The sequence below is a fragment of the Arthrobacter sp. genome, assembly GCF_048266065.1.
Classification (GTDB): domain Bacteria; phylum Actinomycetota; class Actinomycetes; order Actinomycetales; family Micrococcaceae; genus Arthrobacter_H.
Map to the genome: position 1 here is coordinate 33,507 of NZ_JBLXAH010000004.1, position 16,358 is coordinate 49,864.

17 protein-coding genes are annotated in these 16,358 nt (G+C 67.2%); 9 read left to right on the top strand and 8 right to left on the bottom strand.

The features are described 5' to 3' along the window. Nucleotides 1-9: 9 nt before the first annotated feature. The gene (locus ACN0TP_RS07635; RefSeq protein ID WP_417218254.1) at nt 10-1,380 is read left to right on the top strand and encodes an NAD-dependent succinate-semialdehyde dehydrogenase; all 1,371 of its coding nucleotides are present in this window, start codon (nt 10-12) and stop codon (nt 1,378-1,380) included. Here the strand turns inward: ACN0TP_RS07635 and ACN0TP_RS07640 are convergent. After that, nucleotides 1,377-1,697 carry an acylphosphatase gene (locus tag ACN0TP_RS07640; protein WP_417218255.1) on the bottom strand — a complete coding sequence of 107 codons (321 nt, stop codon included), beginning with the start codon at nt 1,695-1,697 and terminating at the stop codon, nt 1,377-1,379. The genes ACN0TP_RS07635 and ACN0TP_RS07640 overlap by 4 nt on opposite strands. After that, a complete protein-coding gene (locus ACN0TP_RS07645; RefSeq protein WP_417218256.1) occupies nt 1,694-3,697 on the bottom strand; it encodes a prolyl oligopeptidase family serine peptidase in 2,004 nt (667 codons plus the stop codon). Before ACN0TP_RS07645 ends, ACN0TP_RS07640 begins: the two co-directional genes overlap by 4 nt. Nucleotides 3,698-3,743: 46 nt before the next feature. Here ACN0TP_RS07645 and ACN0TP_RS07650 point away from each other — a divergent pair, with 46 nt between their 5' ends. Continuing rightward, complete coding sequence (locus ACN0TP_RS07650) at nt 3,744-4,286, top strand: DUF1697 domain-containing protein (RefSeq protein WP_417218257.1); 543 nt, start codon at nt 3,744-3,746, stop codon at nt 4,284-4,286. 7 nt (nt 4,287-4,293) lie between these two features. Here ACN0TP_RS07650 and ACN0TP_RS07655 read toward each other — a convergent pair whose 3' ends face one another. Continuing rightward, nucleotides 4,294-5,589, bottom strand: a complete 1,296-nt coding sequence (locus ACN0TP_RS07655; RefSeq protein ID WP_417218258.1) for a CynX/NimT family MFS transporter — start codon at nt 5,587-5,589, stop codon at nt 4,294-4,296. After that, nucleotides 5,589-6,131 (bottom strand): TetR/AcrR family transcriptional regulator, encoded by a 543-nt coding sequence (locus tag ACN0TP_RS07660; protein ID WP_417218259.1) that lies wholly within the window; start codon nt 6,129-6,131, stop codon nt 5,589-5,591. Before ACN0TP_RS07660 ends, ACN0TP_RS07655 begins: the two co-directional genes overlap by 1 nt. 113 nt (nt 6,132-6,244) lie before the next feature. Between ACN0TP_RS07660 and ACN0TP_RS07665 the strand changes: the two genes are divergently transcribed. Next, nucleotides 6,245-7,834 carry an MFS transporter gene (locus ACN0TP_RS07665; protein ID WP_417218260.1) on the top strand — a complete coding sequence of 530 codons (1,590 nt, stop codon included), beginning with the start codon at nt 6,245-6,247 and terminating at the stop codon, nt 7,832-7,834. A gap of 251 nt (nt 7,835-8,085) precedes the next feature. Continuing rightward, a complete protein-coding gene (locus ACN0TP_RS07670) occupies nt 8,086-8,289 on the top strand; it encodes a cold-shock protein (RefSeq protein ID WP_343901574.1) in 204 nt (67 codons plus the stop codon). Between the two features lie 91 nt (nt 8,290-8,380). Here ACN0TP_RS07670 and ACN0TP_RS07675 read toward each other — a convergent pair whose 3' ends face one another. Then, entirely contained in the window at nt 8,381-9,370 is a 990-nt protein-coding gene (locus ACN0TP_RS07675) for an ABC transporter substrate-binding protein (RefSeq protein WP_417218261.1), read from the bottom strand. A gap of 227 nt (nt 9,371-9,597) precedes the next feature. Between ACN0TP_RS07675 and ACN0TP_RS07680 the strand changes: the two genes are divergently transcribed. After that, complete coding sequence (locus ACN0TP_RS07680; protein WP_417218262.1) at nt 9,598-10,464, top strand: methylenetetrahydrofolate reductase; 867 nt, start codon at nt 9,598-9,600, stop codon at nt 10,462-10,464. Between the two features lie 48 nt (nt 10,465-10,512). Here ACN0TP_RS07680 and ACN0TP_RS07685 read toward each other — a convergent pair whose 3' ends face one another. Next, entirely contained in the window at nt 10,513-11,490 is a 978-nt protein-coding gene (locus ACN0TP_RS07685; RefSeq protein WP_417218263.1) for an ABC transporter substrate-binding protein, read from the bottom strand. A gap of 276 nt (nt 11,491-11,766) precedes the next feature. Here ACN0TP_RS07685 and ligM point away from each other — a divergent pair, with 276 nt between their 5' ends. Then, nucleotides 11,767-13,173, top strand: a complete 1,407-nt coding sequence (gene ligM / locus ACN0TP_RS07690) for a vanillate/3-O-methylgallate O-demethylase (protein ID WP_417218264.1) — start codon at nt 11,767-11,769, stop codon at nt 13,171-13,173. A 93-nt stretch (nt 13,174-13,266) separates the two neighbouring features. After that, nucleotides 13,267-13,890, top strand: a complete 624-nt coding sequence (locus tag ACN0TP_RS07695; protein WP_417218265.1) for a PadR family transcriptional regulator — start codon at nt 13,267-13,269, stop codon at nt 13,888-13,890. A gap of 18 nt (nt 13,891-13,908) precedes the next feature. On the opposite strand, the gene ACN0TP_RS07700 is transcribed toward ACN0TP_RS07695, so the two are convergent. Next, nucleotides 13,909-14,166 (bottom strand): hypothetical protein, encoded by a 258-nt coding sequence (locus ACN0TP_RS07700; protein ID WP_417218266.1) that lies wholly within the window; start codon nt 14,164-14,166, stop codon nt 13,909-13,911. Continuing rightward, nucleotides 14,163-14,798, bottom strand: a complete 636-nt coding sequence (locus ACN0TP_RS07705; RefSeq protein ID WP_417218267.1) for an ArsR/SmtB family transcription factor — start codon at nt 14,796-14,798, stop codon at nt 14,163-14,165. The genes ACN0TP_RS07700 and ACN0TP_RS07705 overlap by 4 nt, the downstream gene beginning before the upstream one ends. Nucleotides 14,799-14,908: 110 nt before the next feature. On the opposite strand from ACN0TP_RS07705, the gene ACN0TP_RS07710 reads away from it, so the two are divergent. After that, on the top strand, nt 14,909-15,901 hold the full coding sequence (locus ACN0TP_RS07710; protein ID WP_417218268.1) for an LLM class flavin-dependent oxidoreductase: 993 nt from the start codon (nt 14,909-14,911) through the stop codon (nt 15,899-15,901). A gap of 136 nt (nt 15,902-16,037) precedes the next feature. Next, on the top strand, nt 16,038-16,319 hold the full coding sequence (locus ACN0TP_RS07715; RefSeq protein WP_417218269.1) for a hypothetical protein: 282 nt from the start codon (nt 16,038-16,040) through the stop codon (nt 16,317-16,319). Nucleotides 16,320-16,358: the final 39 nt, after the last annotated feature.

The following is a 16,358-nucleotide window of genomic DNA, read 5'->3' on the forward strand; positions in this document are numbered from 1 at the left end:
GGAGCCACGTTGAGCATCTACGCCGTCACCAATCCAGCCACCGGACAGGTCGAGAAGGAGTTCGAGACCATCACCGACGCCGGGCTGCAGGAGGCCGCCACCGCGGCCCATGCAGCGTTCGGCAGCTGGCGCACCAGCTCCGTCGATGACCGGGTGGCCCTGCTCGGGCGGGTTGCCGACCTGTATGAGGAGCGCAAGGACGAACTCGCCTCGATCATCACGCGCGAGATGGGCAAGCCGGTACTGCAGGCGCGGGGCGAAATCGACATCGTCGTCTCCATCTACCGCTACTACGCGCAGAACGGCCCGAAGTACCTCGAGGACGAACAGCTCGACGTCGTCGCCGGGGGCACCGCCGTCGTGCGCAAGGAGGGCCTGGGCGTGCTGCTGGGCATCATGCCCTGGAACTTCCCGTACTACCAGGTGGCCCGGTTCGCTGCCCCGAACCTGATGAACGGCAACACGATCCTGCTCAAGCACGCCCCGCAGTGCCCGGAGTCCGCGCTGGCGATGGAGCAGGTCTTCCGCGACGCCGGCGCCCCGGAGGGCGCGTACGTGAACATCTTCGCGACCAACGAGCAGATCGCCGAGCTGATCGCGGACCCCCGGATCCAGGGGGTCTCGCTGACCGGTTCCGAACGTGCCGGTTCCGCGGTGGCCGAGGTCGCCGGGCGGAACCTGAAGAAGGTCGTGCTGGAGCTCGGCGGCTCGGACCCGTTCATCCTGCTGGACACCGCGAACCTGGACAAGACGGTCAAGCGGGCCGTCAACGGGCGCATGGGCAATGGCGGGCAGGCCTGCAACGCGGCCAAGCGCTTCGTGGTCATGGAGGATCTCTACGACGACTTCGTCGAGAAGTTCACCGCCTCGCTTTCCGCGATCACCCCCGCGGATCCGACCGATGAGAAGACGTTCCTGGGCCCACTGTCCTCGCAGGCCGCCGCCGACAACCTGGAAAAGCAGGTGAAATCGGCGATCGACGAGGGCGCCACCGCGTTGGTGGGTGGCGCGAAGGTCTCCGCCGATGCTGCGTTCTTCCAGCCGACGGTCCTCACCGGGGTCACCCCCGACATGGACGTGTTCCACCAGGAACTCTTCGGCCCGGTGGCGATGATCTTCAAGGTCGCCAGCGAGGAGGAGGCCGTCGCCCTGGCCAACGACACCCCGTTCGGGCTCGGGTCCTCGATCTTCACCGAGGACCCGCAGCGCGCCCAGCGGGTGGCCCACCAGATCGACGCCGGCATGGTCTACGTCAACGAGCCCTCCGGCACCGCAGCCGAGCTGCCCTTCGGTGGAGTCAAGCGTTCCGGCGTGGGCCGTGAGCTGGGCAAGTACGGGATGGACGAGTTCGTGAACCGCAAGCTCATCCGCACCCGCTAGCCGACGGCGAAACCCGTGGCCCCGGGGTCCGGATCCACCGCCCGGACCCCGAGGTGCGCCACCGTCCCGGGCGCCTGCGGTGAACGCAGCCAGTCCACCAGGGCATCGAGCGACTCCTGTGGGCCCTGGGCGGTGATCCGCACGCTGCCATCGGCCTGGTTCACGGCCGTCCCGGCCAGGCCCAGGGCCTCGGCCCGCTGCCGGGTGCGGTAGCGGAACCCGACGCCCTGCACCGTCCCGGTTGCCACTGCCTCGATGGCCGACGCCTCGATGGCCGCGGGGGCAGCGTCGTCGTTCCCCGGATGGCCGACGCTCATGGGGTCCTCCCCGCCCCACGGGTCAGTTCGATCGGCGGGACATCTGCGGTGAACCCGAAGACGTGGGCGTAGAACGCCAGCGACAGTTCCTGGGCGCGGACGATGTTCGCCGCCTTCCGGAAACCGTGCTGCTCGCCGGCGAAGAGCACGTAGGCGTGCTCGATCCCCTTGGCCGCCAGCGCGTCGGCGAACTTCCGGGACTGGTTCGGCGGCACCACGCGGTCCTCGTCGCCCTGGAGCAGCAGCACCGGGCAATCGAGCCGGTCGACATGGTTGATGGGCGCACGTTCGGCATAGAGTTCCCGGGCTTCCGGCCACGGGCCGACCAGTGATTCCATGTAGTGGGCCTCGAAGTCGTGGGTGTCGGCGACCAGGGCCTCCAGGTCGGCCACCCCATAGCGGGAGATGCCGGCGGCGAACGTGTCGGTGTCGGTCAGGCAGGCCAGGGTGGTCCAGCCGCCCGCGGAACCACCCTCGATGGCCAGCCGCTGGGGATCGGCGATCCCGGCGTCGACCAGGCCCCGCATGACGGCCACCGTGTCCGCCACGTCGGCGACGCCCCACTGTCCGGCCAGCCGGTCGCGGTAGGCCCGCCCGAACCCGCTGGATCCCGCGTAGTTCACGTCCACCACCCCGATCCCCCGGCTGGTGTAGTAGGCGATGTTCAGCGACAGCCCGATGCGTGCCTGCCCGGTGGGCCCGCCGTGGACGAACGCGACGAACGGCGGCAGCTCCCCCTCGGGGCCGTCGAGGCCGGCGAGCGCCGGGGCGTAGACGTTGGCATGCACGACGGCGCCGCCGTCACCGGGGAAGTCCATGGCCCGCCCGACGGGCAGGGCGCCGGCGGCGGGCAGCTCCGCCAGGGACCGTCGGACGGTGTGGATCGTCCCGGTGTCCACGTCCACCAGCCGGATGCCCGCCCCTTCGGTGGTGTCCTGCGACAGGGTCAGGACCTGCAGGCCGGCGCCCGGGGACCCCGTGCCGGCGCGCACCCCGGAGGGCAGTGCGTGGGTCAGCGGCAGGTCAAGGTCCCGCAGCGCCCCGGTGTCCGGGTCCAAGAGTCCCAGGGCCATGCCGTGGGTGCCGTGGGCCGTGAGGATCCTGCCGTCGTCGAGCACCCGGTACCAGGTGGTGCCGATCTGCCAGAGGGGTTCGGCGAATTCCTCGGCCCGCTGACACAGGGCCCGGGTCCCATCGGCGTCGAGGTCCTGCGCGTACAGGTTCCACCAGCCGGTGCGGTCGGAGATGAACGCGAGCGTGGTGGCGTCGAGCCATTCGGGTTGCAGGACCGATTCGGTGGTGGAGCCGGCCACGTCGCGGACCCGGCCCACCATCCCCGTGTCGTCGAGGTCCCCGACGTGCAGCACTGTCCCGTCCCACGGCATCTGCGGGTGCTCCCAGCTGATCCAGGCCAGGTGCATCCCGTCCGGGCTGACGCGGGGGTAGGCGACGAAGCGCGAGGGCGGGGTGACACGGCGCAGGGCGGCGGCGTCGGCGGCGGCGCTGCCGTCCAGCGGGATGGCCACGATGTAGCGTTCGGGGGCGGCACCGGTGTGGTCCTCGCAGACGGCCAGCACCTCGCCGTCGCGCCGGGAGGCGGTGAATTCGGCGAAGCGCAGTTGCGGGTCGGCCCCGGGTTCCCCCGCGGGAACCGAGGCGGGGGTCAACGGGCCCAGGCCGTCCCCGGTGTGCAGGTAGACGCGCTGGTCGGCGAAGTTCGCGAACACGAGCCGGTCCCCGGCGCCGTCGTCGACCGGGGCCCACGCGGCACCCCCGTATTCGTGCACCCGGCTGCGCACGTTGTACGGGGCGGGCACGAGTTCGCGGTGCGCTTCCCCGTCCGCGACCACGGTGAAACGGCCGCCCTCCGCCGGTCGGCCCTCGAGCCACCAGATCGAATCGCCCACGAAGCGCGGGGACCCCACGGGGGTGCTGGAGGCCACCAGCGAGGCGGCGGTGATCGGCGACGGCCAGGAACCAAAGGGGGCACGGGTTGTCATGGACCGAGCGTATCGAAAACCGGTGCCGCCACGGCAGAATGGGCGCATGCATACCTACGCCGTCTTCCTGCGCGGCATCAACGTCGGCGGGGTCCGGATCGCGATGAAGGACCTGGCCGAGGCGCTCTCCGGTGCCGGGTACGCGCATGTGTCCACCCTGTTGGCCTCCGGCAATGTGGTCCTCGACGCGGCCACCGGCGATCCGACCGCCGTGAAGGCGGACGTCGAGGCGGTGCTGCGGGCCCGGTTCGGCTACGAGGCGTGGGTCATCATCACGACGCCGGGGCGGCTGGCCTCGATCGTTTCCTCCTACCCCTTCCCCGCCGTGGCCGACGGCGTCCAGCGGCACGACTACGTGCTCCTCGCCGCAACCGCGGACGCGGTGGCCGGGGTCCTCGCCGCCTGCCCGGAACCGTCCCCCGGCGAACTGGTCGCCGCGGGCGACGGGGTGCTCTACTGGCAGGTCCCGCGGGGCAGCTCGTTGGAGACCCGGGTGGCCCGCGAAATCGGGCGCGCCCGCCACAAGGCGGTGCTGACGACGCGGAACCTGAACACGCTGCGCAAGGTGCTGGTCCGCCTGGGGGCCTGAGCCGGGCTCAGGTGCGCGCTGGCACCCGGGAGGCTTCGGCGTCGTCCTCGATCTGACGTGGGCCGTTGATCATCACCGCGCCGACGATGAGCACCAGCAGGCAGACCCCGAGCATCCCGAAGGAGGCGGCCCAGCCACCGGTGGCATCGCGCACGACGCCGAACAGCAGCGGCGCGATCGCCGCACCCGCGTAGCCCAGGCCCTGGCTGAATCCGGCCAGCACCCCCGAACCGTAGGTGGTGCGCGAGCGCAGGTTGATCATCAGCAACGCCATCGCGAAGGTGCCCTGGCCCAGACCGGCGGAGGTGATCCACCACCAGGTGCCCTGCGTGGGCAGGAAGAACATGCCGGCGTGCCCGATGATCCACAACACGATGAACAGGCCCGCCGCGTAGATCGGATGCTTCATCCGCGGCACGATGAGCGGCACCAGCAGGCTCACCGGCAGCCCGAGGATCGCGAAATAGCCCAGCGCGCTGCCCGCAGCTGCCGGGTCGAGCCCCTCCCCGATGAGGTAGGGCGGCAGCCAGGTGAAGTAGACGTAGGTCTGGCCGGAGTTGCCGGCCAGGAAGATCGCCAGGCCCCACGCCACCCGGGAGCGCCAGGGGTTGATCCGCCGGTCCGCCTGGACGGGGACCTTGCCGGCCAGCCGTGCCGAGGTCTGCTCGGGCGTCTCGGTGGCCGCCAGGCGGGCGTGCTCGGCCGCCTCGGCGCTGCGGCGGCGGCGGTCCGCGGCGAACTGGATGGCCCAGGGGATGAGCACGACGACGCTGGCCAGGGTCCAGAAGCCGATGGAGAACCGCCAGTCGGAGACCTGCTCGAGCGGGACGGCGAACATGGGGCTCATGGCGGTGCCGATGGCGATGAGCGTCACGTAGCCGGAGGTCACCGAGGAGATCCTGTCGGGGAAGTACTTCTTGACCAGCGGGGGCAGCACCACATTGCCGATGCCGTAACCGACCATGGTCAGCGCCGAGAGCAGCAGGAACGAGGCCACATCGCCGACGAAGGCGCGGCACCCCTGGCCGATGATGGCCACGATGACGGCCAGCAACAGGGTGCGTTCGAGCCCGAAGGCCCCGATCATCCGCGGGGTGAACAGCCCGGAAACGGCAAAGATGATGGGGGCCAGCATGGCCAGCAGGCCGGTGGTGAACGAGGTGAACCCCAGTTCCGGGCCGATGAGGTCCAGCAGGGGCGGGACGGAGACGACGGCGGCACGCACGCTCAGGGCCATGAGCATGATGCCCACCAGTGCCGCGATGCGCCCCTTCCAGGGGCGCGGTGCCAGGCGGAACGCCATCAGCTGCCCTCCTTCAACCGGTCGACCTGGTCGAGCAGCGCATCGATGTCGGTTCCCACCAGCGACCGTGACCAGCTGCCGGGCAGGGTCGAGTGGAAGTACAGTCCTTCGCCGATCAGCATGATGGCCTCGGCGGCATGCGGATCCGGGACGTCCTGGCGCACAAGCCGCTCCCAGTCGCCGTGGACCCGGTCCAGGGCGGCCACCGCGGGCGCATGCGAGCCGGCCGCCAGGCGCACCACTGCCTGGTAGATGTGGTCGAAGCCGGTGTCCGTGGCCGTGGACGTCCGCACGTAGTAGCGCGCCGCCCCCTCGGCCGCCGATGCCATCAGCTCGTTGTCCTGCCGGGCGGCCTCGAGCAGCCGCTCGATCACCGCCTCGGCGAGCGCTTCCTTGGAGGGGAAATGGTAGAGCAGGCCTCCCTTGGAGGCACCGGCCAGGGCGGCTGTGGCGTCCATCGTGGCCGCCCGCTCCCCTTCGGTGCGCAGCAGGCTGCAATAGGCGTCGAGGATCTTTTCCCGCGCGGCTGGTGGTCTGGACATGCACCCGACTCTAACGTTTTTGCCGGGGCCGATGGTGATCGGTGAAACATGGACGTAATACCGTCCAGACGGTACAGTTACTCTGGTCAAACCGTCATCGCCCCCAGGAAGCCATGAGCCTCACGCAGCACCCCACGAACCAACTCGCCCAGCCAGGACGCGCCCGCCGTTGGGCCGCACTGGCCGTGCTGATGTTCCCGGTCCTGCTGGTCGCCGTGGACAACACGGTGCTCAGCTTCGCCGTCCCCGCCCTGTCCACGGCGCTGGCACCGACCTCCACGCAATTGCTGTGGATCATCGACGTGTACCCGCTGGTCCTGGCGGCCCTGCTGGTGCCCATGGGCAGCCTGGGTGACCGCATCGGGCGCCGGCGGCTGCTGCTGATCGGCGGCGTGGGCTTTGCCGTGGTCTCCGCCGGCGCGGCCTTCATGCCCGACGCGACGCTGCTCATTGGCGCACGGGCGTTGATGGCGGTCTTCGGGGCCATGCTCATGCCGGCCACCCTGTCGCTCATCCGGAACATCTTCATCGACGCCGGCGAGCGGAGGATGGCCATCGCGGTCTGGGCCTCGGCGTTTTCCGGAGGCGCCGCCTTGGGCCCGATCGTCGGCGGGTGGCTCCTGGAGCACTTCTGGTGGGGATCGGTCTTCCTGCTGGCAGTGCCCATGCTGCTTCCGCTGCTGCTGCTGGGCCCGTTCCTGATTCCCGAGTCCCGCGATCCGGCTCCGGGCCGCATGGATCCCGGGAGCATCGTGTTGGCCATGGGGACCCTGGCACCCATTGTCTATGGCATCAAGGCCGCGACGGGGCACTCTCCCGCGTGGGTCGCCGGAGCCGCCATCGCAGTGGGGGTGCTCTGCGGGTTGGCCTTCGTCCGCCGCCAGTTGCGCGCCTCTGCCCCCATGCTCGATGTCCGCCTCTTCGGCAATCCCGTCTTCTCCGCTGCCCTGGTGGTCAATCTGGTCAGCGTGTTCGCGTTGATGGGGTTCATCTACTTCCTGGCCCAGCACCTGCAACTCATCGCGGGGCTGTCCCCCATGGAAGCGGGGTTCTTCATGGTTCCCGGCCTGGTCCTGACGGTGGTCTTCGGATTCGTCGCCGTGCCCCTGGTCCAAAGGATCGGCGCGTCGTCGGTCGTCATGACCGGGCTGTCCTTCAGCGCCGGGGCCTACGTCCTGGTCGTCGCCTTTGGCCGCTCGGGTTCCCTGCCCGCCCTGCTGGCCGCCTTCTGCGTGTTGGGCATCGGCGTCGGATTGGCGGAAACGATCTCCAACGACCTCGCCCTTTCCGCGGTCCCCTCGCACCGCGCCGGTTCGGCGGCAGCGATTTCCGAGACCGCCTACGAGGTCGGATCCGTCCTGGGGACTGCCATCCTGGGCAGCATCCTCAATGCCGCCTACAGCAGCGGGATAGTGGTCCCGGAACAACTGGACCCGACCCAGGCGGCACGCGCCCGGGAAACGCTGGCCGGCGCCATGGACACCGCGGGTGCGCTCCCTTCATCCGAACACGCCACCGCGTTGCTGGAATCCGCAGCCCACGCCTTCGACAGTGGGGTCACCATCACCGCTTCGATCGGCGCGGCCCTCATGCTCGGTGCCCTCCTGGTGGTCAAGAAGGCCCTGCGTGCTTCGCCGGCGACGGGCAAGACCGTGCGCCACGGGGCGGGGCCGGAGCGACGAAGCCGGCGTCCGGGCACCTGAACGAAGGTGAACTCCGGGAAATTTCGGGGTGAAAGTCCGGAAATTCCGCCAGCGCGGTAGGTAATGGCGACAATCTCGCGTATTGTGGAACGTGTAGTCGTAGTTTTCTCGCAGTAATTTCAGTGTCAAGGCCCCGTTCGCGGGGAGTGTCTCTTTTTGACTCGCGGTAAATCTCGTAGCTGCATGTCACCGCCAAGTCCGGTGGTGACAACCCCTACGTCCCCTGCGGACAGTCTCGAAAGGACACAATCATGGCAATTGGTACCGTCAAGTGGTTCAACGCTGAAAAGGGCTTCGGCTTCATCGCTCCGGATGACAACTCGGACGACGTGTTCGCGCACTACTCCGCGATCCAGTCCAACGGCTTCCGCTCCCTCGAAGAGGGCCAGCGCGTCGAGTTCGAGGTGACCCAGGGCCAGAAGGGCCTGCAGGCCACGGACATCCGCGCCGTCTAAGTTTTCCATCAGGTCCTGCACAGGACCGATGAGATCACCTGAAAATGGTGGCATCCCCTCGGGGATGCCACCATTTTTGTCGTCCGGCTGGCTACTGGACGACGATCTTGTCCAGGTCCGGCTGCTTCGACAGGAAGTCGTACTCCACGGTCAGCTCGCCCAGCTTCTCGAGCTGGCCACGGGGAACCTCAGCGTCCCAGGTCTCCATCTTCAGGCCCTTGGCCACCTTGGCGTCCATGCCCATGAAATCGGGCAGCAACGCCTTGGCATCATCCTGGTTGGCCTCGGCAGCGGACAGGGTGTCCGTCATGGCATCGCGGAACTTCGTGACGACCTCTTTTTGCCCGTCGGCATATGTACCGCTGGTGAAGGTGACCATGGTGGGCAATCCGGGGATGGCCACCTGGTTAGGATAGCCGACCAGCTTGTTGTCCTTGTCGGCCAGCGCCCGGCTCAGGAAGGGCTCGGGCACCCAGATGGCGTCGGTGTTCCCCCGTTCCAGCTGGGCCTCCATGTCCTGGAAGCCCATCTCGTTGAACTTCAGCTGGGAGGCGTCCGCGCCGTCCTGTGCCGCCGAGTCCATGATGGTCAGGTCGCCTTGGGTCTTCAAGGCGTTGACCGACGTGGTCTTGCCCGCCAAATCGGCAAATCCGTCGATCCCCGAGTCCTTCCGGGTCACCACGCCGTTGATGTCATCGCCCTCGGCCTTGGAGTTCGAGTACCCGGTGACAATGCGCATGTCCAAGCCCTTGTCGGCCGCGGTCAACACGGACAGCGGGTTGCCGACGGCAAAGTCCATGGTCCCGGTCGATACCGCCGGCAACATGGCGGCCCCGCCCTGCCCGGTCTGCAGTTCCACCTTCAGGCCGTGCTTTTCGAAGATCCCCTCATCAATCCCATACTGCATGGCCACGGAAGGGGCAATGGAGAGAACGCCGACGGTCACCGGCGTCAGGTCCCCGCCACCACCCGCGCTGGAACCGGTATCGGCCGCGCCCGAGGGCGAGCCTCCTCCACAGCCGCTCAACAGCAGCATTGCCGCCAAGCCCAAGCCGACCGTTGCTGATCTCAGTTTCATCATGTTCGTCTCCTTGTTGCGGTCCGGCAGGCGCTCCCGGCCGGGGTCGTGCTGGCGGCGTCGAACTGGACCGTCGACGCAACGTGTGATGGATCACACCATAGTCATCCCGCTCCGTATTTACAAGAACTTTTCAATGATTGAGGATGCCATCTATTTTCAACGTCGCCACACTAGACGAACACTATGGACATAGATATGTTGTTGTGACCGACACTAAGGACGTCACCATGCCTCCCACCCCTTCGCCCCACCCGTCACCCGGCATCGAACTGGTGCGTGACTTTTCCCTTGAAATGACCGGCAAGGTCAACGCAGCCCTCGCCGAGGCCACCGGTGCCTTACCTCCGGGAACGCGGATCAACGTGACCTTTCTGGGCAACGAAAACCTCTCCATGCGCCTCGCGGCCGCTGTCGCCGTGCGGGCAGCGGGTTTTGAGCCCATTCCGCATATTTCAGCCCGGCGACTGGCATCGGTGGCGGAGCTCGACGAGTTCCTCCAGGCGCTGACCGGCGATGCACGGGTCCACGAGGTCTTTGCCGTGGGAGGGGATCCCGCTTCCCCGCTCGGGCCCTTCCCCGATGCACTCTCACTGATCACCTCGGGACGGCTTCAGGCCCACGGGATCAGCGCCGTGGCCATCGGCGGATATCCCGAGGGGCACCCCGATATCGACGAGGCCACGCTCTGGGAAGCGATGGAGGCGAAGTCCAAGGCCCTCCAGGAGGCAGGGCTGGACGGGTCGATCATCACGCAGTTCGGTTTCGACACCGCTCCAGTGCTGAGCTGGCTGCAGGAATTGCGGCGTCGTGGCATCTGGTACCCGGTGCGCATCGGCGTGCCGGGCCCCGCCGGCATCAAGAGACTGCTGACCTATGCACGTCGCTTCGGGGTGTCCTCGTCCGCAGGCATCGCCCACAAGTACGGATTTTCCCTCGCCAACCTCCTGGGCACCGCCGGCCCCGACCGGTTCATCACCGATCTGGCCGCCGCATTGGACCCGGCAGTCCACGGCGAGGTCGGCCTGCACTTCTACACCTTCGGCGGCCTGCAGGCCACCGCACACTGGGTCGCCGAATTCGAGGCAGGGCCGTAGGACGGTGCCGGCGGACTCCAGTCACCGCCGGCACCATGCCGGGAGGTCCTACTTGGTCGGCAACAGCTTGTCCATGTCAGGCTTCTTCTCGATCAGCCCACGGTCAAGGGAGATGTCTGCGACCTGCTGGATGGATGCCTCGTTGACCTCGGTGTTGTAGGTCGGCAAGGTGAGCTTTTCGATCACCTCCGGCTTCAACGTGGTGTATTCGGGCAGGATGGCCTTGACCTTCTCGGGGTTCTGCTGGGCAAATTGCTGCGAGGCCTTCATCGCCCGGACGAATTTCGCCGCGGTCTCGGGATGCTCCGCCACATACTGGTCCGTCGAGAAGTAGACGGCCACCGTCAGGTCGTCCACGGGCTCGGCGTAGTTGGAGAAGACCGGCACGTTGCCGTCCGCCTCGGACATGGTCACAAACGGTTCCACGGCGGCAATGGCATCCACGTTGCCCTTGGCCAGTTGGGCGGTCATGTCGGGAAACGCCATCTCCACGAAATGGATCGACGTGTAGTCCCCGCCCGCCTGCTTCACGGCTTCTGAAATCGTGGAGTCGGAGATGTTGTTCAGCGTATTGACCCCGACCTTGTGGCCCGCCAGCCCGGCGATGTCCTTGATCCCGCTGTCGGGCTTGGTCATGACAGACGCGAAGTCGGCCTTGGTGTCCCCGGTGGTGCTGCCCCCGGGCGCCATCATCTTGATGGGGAGCCCTTTGGATCTCCCCACGATCATCGAGGTGATGTTGGAGAATCCGAAGTCCATCTGCCCGCTGGTCACGGCGGGAACGATCGCCGCGCCACCTTGCGCGGGCGTGAGCTTCAGATCCAGGCCTTCCTTTTCGAAGATCCCCTCCTTGACCCCGAGATAGATCGGCGCGACGTCGACGATCGGGATCACCCCGACCTCGAGCTGCTCCAAGGAGGATCCCGCGGATGGCTGCCCCGCGTCACCGGACGAGGGCGAACCTCCCCCACAGGCCGTCAGTCCGAGAATCGCCACTAGCGCAACGGCATACTTCATCCTGCTCATGCTGTAACTCCGATCGATGGGCCCCAAGCGGGGCGAGTGATGTGGTTCACATGCTAACTACCCGCATAGATAAATCACAGGCCTGCTGGAGTCGCGTTGGTCGAATGCCCATCGCGGAGACGATCCGCCAAATCATGCAGGAAGACGCAGCCGACGACCTCTCGACATAACTACGTCGATAGTCATATGGTCGACGGTAGGCAGTGAACCACGCCACACCTGGCCGCGATGACCCGCGGCCCATCGGATTCCACCTCGACGGAACAGGACCGCACCATGACACACCAGAACCTCCAGGAAGTGCTTGACGCAACGGACAGCACGGTCGAACTTCTGCGCAACTCGCAGCTGGGCGCCTACATCTACCCGGTCGTCGCTCCCGAATTCACGAATTGGCGCAGCGAGCAACGGGCCTGGCGCGAGACGGCAGTCCTCTATGACCAGTCACACCACATGGACAACCTGTTCATCTCGGGCCCGGACGCCCTGAAGCTCATCTCGGACACGGCGATCAACTCCGTGGCCAACTTCCCCGTCAACAAGGCCAAGCAATACGTCCCGACCACACCGAGCGGGCACGTCATCGGCGACGGCATCCTGTTCCACGAAGCGGAGAACGAATATGTCTACGTCGGCCGCGCCCCGGCCGCCAACTGGCTGCTGTACCACGGCGAGACGGGCGGCTATGACGTCAAGATCGAGGTGGACCGCCGCTCGCCATCGCGTCCCATGGGCAAACCCGTACAGCGCCGCTACTGGCGATTCCAGATCCAGGGTCCAAACGCCTGGAAGATCATCGAGAAGCTCAACGGAGCCCCCGTCGAGCAGTTGAAGTTCTTCACCATGGACACCCTGCAGATCGCAGGGGAAACCGTCCGCACCCTGCGACACGGGATGGCCGGCGCACCCGGCCTGGAGATCTGGGGACCCTACGGGTCGTACGACAAGATCCGCGACGCCGTCCTCGAAGCCGGCCAGGAGTTCGGCATGCTCGCCGTGGGCGCCCGGGCCTACCCCTCCAATACATTGGAGTCCGGCTGGATCCCCTCGCCCCTTCCCGGGATCTACACCGGAGAGGAACTCAGGGCCTACCGCGAGTGGCTCGGTGCCGACAGCTACGAGGCGGTCAACGCCGTGGCCGGCAGCTTCGTTTCGGATGACATCGAGGACTACTACCTCACCCCGTGGGAGCTCGGCTACGGGTCGTTCGTGAAATTCGACCACGACTTCATCGGCCGTGAGGCCTTGGAGAAGATCGACCCGTCCACGCAACGCCGCAAGGTCACGCTGGCTTGGGATGCCGAGGACCTGGGCACCATCCTCACCTCCGTGCTGGACACCGAGCAGGAGCCGTACAAGTATTTCGACCTGCCGTTGGCCAATTACGGCTCGTCGAACTACGACCGGGTGATCGACGCCGACGGAAACACGGTGGGCCTGTCGATGTTCACCGGCTACAGCGCCAATGAACGTCGGGGCCTGTCGCTGGCAACGATTGATCCGCAGATCCCCGAGGGGGCGGAATTGCGGGTCGTCTGGGGAGAGCCGGACGGCGGAACGGCCAAGACCACCGTCGAACCCCACCGCCAGTTCACGGCACGCGTCGTGGTCAGCCCGGTTCCCTATTCGGTGGCCGCTCGCGGCGACTACAAGGGCGGATGGCGCACCGGGTACACGAAGTAGCAGTGCGAGGGTGGGCGGCCCGGCAACGGTCGGGGCGCCCGCCCCGCTCCAACCCACATAGGATGGGCTCACGAACCACGGAAAGGGGCGCGCATGAGTCTGCGCTATGCGATCCTGGCGCTGCTGAATGTGGAGCCGATGACGGGCTACGACCTGTACAAGCTCTTTGGCGAGTCCGTCGGGCATGTCTGGTACGCGCCGGACTCGCAGATCTATCCCGAGCTGCGCAAGATGGAAAAGGAGCTCCTGGTCGAGGGCGAGGAGATCGCCTGGGGCAAGAACGCGACCAAGCGCCGATACCACGTGACAGCCGCCGGCGCCGAGGCCTTCACTGCGTGGATGAATGAGCCCATGGGCTTCTCCCGGGTCCGCGACCCGGCCCATCTGCGCGCCGCATACCTGGAGTGGGCCACCCCCGAGGCGGCCCGGACCCAAATGCGCGACCACATTGGGCACAACACGGTCCTGTTGCGCCAGTGGGAGACCAAGATCCGCGAGATCGACACCGGAACCAGCGCGATGCTGAACCGCCGGCTCGAGGTGACCCCGGAGCGTGACCGCCACCGCACGTCGGCCTTCAAGCGCTTCGCCTACGAGGGGCTCATCGCCCGGGCCGAGGCAGAGATCGCGTGGGCCAATCGCGGCCTGCGGCTGATCGAGGAGCTCTACGACGGGGGCACGGCCACGACCCCCGACATCTCGACGCCCCGGCGGTAGCCGAGAGCGGCACCCCGCCTACTGGCCCAATCCCGAATGCCAGGCGGCTAGGGCATCGGCCACCGCCTCCTCGCGGTCGTGCAGGCGTGAGGCACGGTCCCGTCCGCGGGCCGAGCGCAGGGCGGCATGCCGTGCGGCACGCCGGGCCGTGAGCTGCTCGCCCCAATCGGTGAGCGCGGTTCCGGCCCCGATGAGCGCCGCGCCAAAGCCGTCGGGCTCCAGGGCGCGCAGCTCGCGGACGGCGGCATCGCTGGTTGTCAGGGTGTGGGCGTTCATGGTGTTTTCTCCTGGCTCGTACCGGTGGCCGCCGGATGTTCCGGGTCCACCAGCGGGAAGGCGTTGAAGTGCATCTGCACCGGCCGGGCGTCTGGCCCTCCGGCATCGCGGTATTCCTCGACGATTTCGCCCAGGAACGAGACCACCCTCTCGGAGATCTCCGCCAACTGCCCCTGGTCCAGTCGCAGGTTGGAGGTGTTCAACACGGCACCGTCCATCCACTCCGGTCCCAGGGTGTCGTCGCCAAAACGGAGGAAGTCGTCCAGCGCACGGGCCCGGTTCTGCTCGAATTGCCGGGCCACGATCCTCGCCGCCGACAGCGTGGCGGCGTCTGATTCCATGACGTTTGGACCCAGCGCGATCGGACCCGGGGGCCGCTCCCACCAACGTTCGCGGCCATTGCCCCGGTCCGGCAGCTCCCGGACCAGCGAGTGCTTGGCCAGTTGGCGCAGATGGTAGCTGGTGGAACCACTGGATTCGCCGAGTCGTTCTGCCAGCCCGCTGGCGGTCTGCGCCCCGTAGCGCGAAAGCATTTCCAACAGCTGCAGCCGCAGCGGATGGCTCAGGGCCTTCAACGCCGGGAGGCCGAGGGGCCTGCCGGCATGCTTGCGGGAGTCTTCGAGCGGTTCCATATGGATACCGTACGACTGCAAAGAATCCTTTGCAAGAGATTCTTTGCAATAAGTTCTTTGCAGTTTTCGGAACCGGGAATGATTGTGCACGACGACGGGTTGTCGCCTATGTGAACATCCCCCTTTCCCTCCTTGACCTCGCCCCGGTTCCGGCCGGCAGCACCATCGCCAACACCTTCAGGGAGTCGGTCGAACTGGCCCGCACGGCCGAGGCGGCAGGCTACTCGCGCATCTGGTACGCCGAGCACCACAACATGGCCTCCATCGCCTCCAGCGCCACCTCGGTCCTCATCGGGCACATCGCAGCGCAGACCTCGACGATCCGCCTGGGCGCCGGCGGCATCATGCTGCCGAACCACTCCCCGCTGGTCATCGCCGAGCAGTTCGGGACCCTGGAGACGTTGTTCCCCGGACGCATCGACCTGGGTCTCGGACGGGCTCCGGGCAGCGACCAGGCCACCTTCCGCGCCCTGCGCCGCGACCCGGCAGCCGCGGATTCCTTCCCCCACGATGTCCTGGAACTGCAGGGATTCCTCACCGGGAACTCGCGCATCCCCACGGTCAATGCCTACCCCGGAACGGGCACCAACGTGCCGATCTACATCCTGGGCTCGAGCCTGTTCGGCGCCCAACTCGCCGCCCAGCTCGGACTTCCCTACTCGTTCGCCTCCCATTTCGCACCCGATGCCCTGCACGCCGCAGTGGCCGCCTACCGCAACAACTTCCAGCCGTCCGAGCAGCTCTCCGAGCCGCACGTGATCGCCGGTGTCGGCGTCGTGGCTGCCGAGACGAATGAGCAGGCACAGGTCCAGATGGAGCAGGTCCGCCGTGACAGGGTCTCCAGTTTCCTCGGTCGCGGACGCGAGACACCGTTTACCGAACCAGAGATCGACATGCTGATGGAGTCCGCCGCCGGGGAACAGATCCTGAAGATGCTCGCCTACACGGCCGTCGGCTCCCCCGATGCGGTGCGCGAGTACCTCGAGGGCTTCGCCCGCAGCGCCCATGCCGATGAATTGATCACCGTGCACAACGCATCGGATCCTGCCGAACGGCTGGCGTCGGTCCGGCTGACGGCCCAGGCCATGGGCTTGGCTGGCTGATCCGCGGCCGGACCGTCCGCCCCGCGACACGGTCCGGCAGCTGCCCGTTCCCAAGTGCCGGGTACCGGCCTACGCTGGTGGTGTCAGACGTGCCTCGGGCATCCGGCCCGGCACGCGGAGCAGGAGGGCAAAGACCATGAGCGGCATCTACGACGATACGGTTTTCGATGAAGCCCCCGAGGACGATCTCGACGAGCCGGAGGACGGCCGCTACGGAACACCCGAGGATGGCTCCTCCGACAACCCGGAGACCATGAACCGCATCGACCCCTTGCGGCGGCATAGCTATCTCGTGGAGGACGACCTCGAGGAACACGACGACGCCGATTCGGATTCCGAGAACGAGACACTGGCGTCTCAATGGGAACTCGACGATGAGGAACGGGCGTCCAGGGAAGACGAGGACGACGAGGACTAACATGGCCTAGGAGGACTTTCCGTTCTCCACGCCGACAAC